Origin of the sequence: Vibrio sp. WZ-1 (genome assembly GCF_052037695.1) — a bacterium.
Lineage (GTDB): Bacteria > Pseudomonadota > Gammaproteobacteria > Enterobacterales > Vibrionaceae > Vibrio.
In genome coordinates, this window is sequence record NZ_JBQEQR010000013.1 from 1 (window position 1) to 3,558 (window position 3,558).

General features: G+C 40.0%; 6 protein-coding genes. 4 read left to right on the plus strand and 2 right to left on the minus strand.

Going from position 1 to position 3,558, the window contains the following annotated elements:
* The first annotated feature begins 157 nt into the window (after positions 1–157).
* The 3 genes from ACTS60_RS00055 (at position 158) to ACTS60_RS00065 (ending at position 1,746) form a co-directional block, all read left to right on the plus strand.
* The gene (locus tag ACTS60_RS00055) at positions 158–526 is read left to right on the plus strand and encodes a hypothetical protein (RefSeq protein ID WP_399424957.1); all 369 of its coding nucleotides are present in this window, start codon (positions 158–160) and stop codon (positions 524–526) included.
* Positions 527–672: 146 nt separating this feature from the next.
* On the plus strand, positions 673–954 hold the full coding sequence (locus ACTS60_RS00060; RefSeq protein ID WP_440886712.1) for a hypothetical protein: 282 nt from the start codon (positions 673–675) through the stop codon (positions 952–954).
* 336 nt (positions 955–1,290) lie between these two features.
* On the plus strand, positions 1,291–1,746 hold the full coding sequence (locus tag ACTS60_RS00065; RefSeq protein WP_440886713.1) for a hypothetical protein: 456 nt from the start codon (positions 1,291–1,293) through the stop codon (positions 1,744–1,746).
* 125 nt (positions 1,747–1,871) lie between these two features.
* Here ACTS60_RS00065 and ACTS60_RS00070 read toward each other — a convergent pair whose 3' ends face one another.
* A complete protein-coding gene (locus ACTS60_RS00070) occupies positions 1,872–2,162 on the minus strand; it encodes a type II toxin-antitoxin system RelE family toxin (protein WP_005377002.1) in 291 nt (96 codons plus the stop codon).
* Positions 2,152–2,400 (minus strand): type II toxin-antitoxin system Phd/YefM family antitoxin, encoded by a 249-nt coding sequence (locus ACTS60_RS00075; protein WP_005377003.1) that lies wholly within the window; start codon positions 2,398–2,400, stop codon positions 2,152–2,154. Before ACTS60_RS00075 ends, ACTS60_RS00070 begins: the two co-directional genes overlap by 11 nt.
* A gap of 209 nt (positions 2,401–2,609) precedes the next feature.
* Between ACTS60_RS00075 and ACTS60_RS00080 the strand changes: the two genes are divergently transcribed.
* On the plus strand, positions 2,610–3,284 hold the full coding sequence (locus ACTS60_RS00080) for a hypothetical protein (RefSeq protein ID WP_440886714.1): 675 nt from the start codon (positions 2,610–2,612) through the stop codon (positions 3,282–3,284).
* Positions 3,285–3,558: the final 274 nt, after the last annotated feature.

The window sequence follows — 3,558 nt, forward strand, 5'->3', positions numbered from 1 at the left end:
GAGCTGCAAACAATTTAGGCATAACAAATTGTTCAAGAGTGATTCGGCACGCGTGGCATTTTTACCATGCGTTAGTTTTAGTGGTTAAGGTGCTATGCGGAGGCTTCGGTATTGCGTGCCTCACACCTTAACAAGGCGTTATGTGCTTGGAGATCAAATGATAAAACAGCCTCCTTACAAAGTTGAGTTTGGTCAGTCAGGAGAAGTCCCTCCGGCGCACGTTGTTGCCATAGATAATACCTCAATAAAGTTAAGCAATAGCAGTCGAGATGGTGATACAGGCGGTCGTATTGATGAGCTTGATCTCAATGGTGGGATTCAATCAAAGGAAACCAAACAGATGATGCTTGAGCTCAATAAGCAGGGTTTTGTGTTTGCTTACGATGATAAAGCTTATATTTCACCTAGCCATTTTATGAAGCAACTTTTATTGAGCGGTGACCTAAGAACATCATTCAAAGAAATCAGTTGGTCAAGTCCAAAGCAATGGAGTCTTACAGAGTATGAATTTGAGCAACGCACATAACAAACTGTTCAAGAGGGATTCGCAACGCGTGGCATTTTCACTATGCGTTGGTTTTAGTGTTTAAGGTGGTATGCGGCGGCTTTGGTATTGCGTTGCTCACCCCTTAACAGGGCGTTATACGCAATACGGGAACATGGAATATTATTGTGGAAGCTAAAGAAAGAAAACTGTTTAAAGAAATAGCATCCATATTATGGAATGACTGGGATCCAATCGGTGTTAACGATGGTGAAAATAAGTGGAACGACGAATACGACAGTTATGTACCTCATATATTTCGATTGGTGCTAGAAGGAAAGGATGCATCGAGAATAGCTTTATATCTTTCTTCTACAATTGAACAAAGTATAGGTTTGTCTGCATACCCACAGCATGATTTGAAAGTTGCGAATAAAATATTAGAAGCTAAGGTGCGCATCTTCGGCTAGCGTATAACAATGCGTTTAAGGCAGATTCCCAACGCTTGGCGTTTTGCATTCTAAGTTGGGTTAAGTGTTTACGGTATAAAGATTTAGGTTAGGTGGTTTAGCGTTGCTCACTACTTAACGCGGCGTTATATGCTTCGGACAACTTTCCTTTTTAGGTGTCCTTAACTTGTTGCGTTACGATGTAGATAATATTCGCACACACTGGCAAAGTTTAGAGGCGAATATGTGGAACAACAGCAAGTATTGGTATGAAAAGCCTGTCGGAATCGTTTTACTCAACGTGATTTCAGGACTTATAGTGTTTGGGTTGAGTTACTTGTTATTTTAGGTGAGTTCATGGACACAAAGGCTGAACTTGAAGAGGCATGGGGTCTCCTCCGAGACAGTATTTACAATAACTTAGATGTTGATAGTGACAGAGAGTATCCAATATGTAATCCATTCAAAAAACTTAGTCATTGTTTACAGTTTGGTATGTATCCTCCGCCTGAAGTCCTGATAAGTATTTCAGAAACTTATGAAAAGTACATGGCAATGAAAGGTGAAATAGACTTAGAAGAAGCTTTTTTTGGTAAGCCACAAAAAGGTAAAGGTAATTTTTCATCAAGAAGTCATAAAGAATCAGATGTTCATATGCTTCAGTTATTTTTGTCATTAAACGATGCAACAGATAAAAAATCACAGTACGAAGTAGCGTCTGAATATTTAGCAACTCGAAAAAGCGACGAGGATCCTGAGCATCTGTTAAGGAAATTCCGACGATACAGAAAAGCGTTAAAGCAACGCATATAACAATCTGTTTAAGAGTGATTCGCAACGCTTGGCACTTTTGCTATGCGTTGCGTTTTGTGTTTAAGGTGGCATGCGGGAGCTTCGGTATTGCGTTGCTCACACCTTAACAGGGCGTTATACCGCAATCAATCATCTAACCTTTTCATGGCTTTACGGTAAACATCGCTACGTTCGCGTTTTCCGACTGCTAAGACGGTTACAATGATGACATCGTCTTCAACTTTGTAGACGAGACGGTAGCCAGATTGACGCAACTTAATTTTATACATGTTGTCAGCTCCAGAAAGCTTTGAAGCCGGAACATGTGGGTTATCTAAGCGTTCTATCAGCTTTTTCTTAAATTGTTGTTGCAGAGTAGAGCCAAGCTTTTTCCACTCTTTGAGTGCGCTCTTTTTAAAGTCGAGTTTATAGGTCATCAATATTTACCGAAATGCTCTCTTCAGATTCACGCTCTTTAGCGATAGCGAGTAGTTCAAGATCTTCGAGTCTGTCCATCATCATTTCGTACGCTTCGGCAGGTACGCAATAAAATGCTGGCTCATTTCGGTTTAATACAGCAACAGGTTCGCCGTAAGCACTAGTTGCAACTTTCATAGGATTAGCTTTCAACTCAGTAATGCTTGCAGCAACATCGGCCAAAATTCTAGTGGTCATATAATCGGTCTCTTAAGTGGTCTTTACATTGGTCATTTTAGCTTCAATAAAGCGGTATAACAAGTTGCTTAAGAGTGATTCGCAACGCGTGGCATTTTTACTATGCGTCGGTTTATGTGTTTAAGGTATTATGCGGAGGCTAAGGTATTGCGTTGCTCACACCTTAGCAAGGCGTTAGAACTTACTACTGAAAAATCATAGAGTGAGAAATGAAAGAGTTACTTTTATTATCAACTTTGCTATTTGGAGCAAACGTTTTAGCACAAGAAAAAATCGACTTTGATAGCTCCTATCGGGAAATCGTTCCTAATGGTCATACCATAATTGAGGCTATTCATGGTGACCTAAATGGAGATAGTCGAGACGATATTGTTTTGATGATACAAGGTACAGATCAAAACAAAATTGTCACTGATGAGCTCCGTGGTCGGTTAGATCTCAACCGAAGAGGAGTTATTGTTGCTTTAAGAGGTAACGACAACTACGACGTCGTTGTTGAAAATGACAATTGCTTCTTTTCTGATGATGAAGATGGAGGTGTATACATGGTTCCAGATATCTTAATGAGTATAACAAAAGGAAACTTATATATTGATTTTTTACATGGTCGATATGGTTACTGGAGTTACAACTTCCGTTACCAAGATTCAGATCTTGAATTAATCGGTTATGACGCAAGCGACAATCGAGGTCCGAGAGTGGAGGTGGTTACTAGTATTAACTACCTAACAAAAAAGATGCTTACTAAAGAAAATATTAACGAGCTTGACGATGATGACCCAATATTTAAAGAGAAGTGGTCAACCTTTGTTCTTGAACATAGATTTAAGTTAAGTCAAATCAGCGACTTTACTGAATTTGGTGATGGTGTACGAAATAGATAGACCCGCACTGAGACGTAATTCTAACAAACTGTTTAAGAGTGATTCGCAACGCGTGGCATTTTTACATGCGTTGCGTTTGGTGTTTAAGGCGGTATGCGGCGGCAGCGGTATTGCGTTGCTCACACCTTAACAGGGCGTTATGTTTACTTGAAATTCAAAGGCTTAAGATTCTTAGGCTCTAGTTCTTTGTCCCTTTCGCAATTCGTCCCTAGTAGACTCAGCAAATCCGTATTGTCGGTCTAAGTTCTTGAATCTTTCAGCCCGTAAAACATGC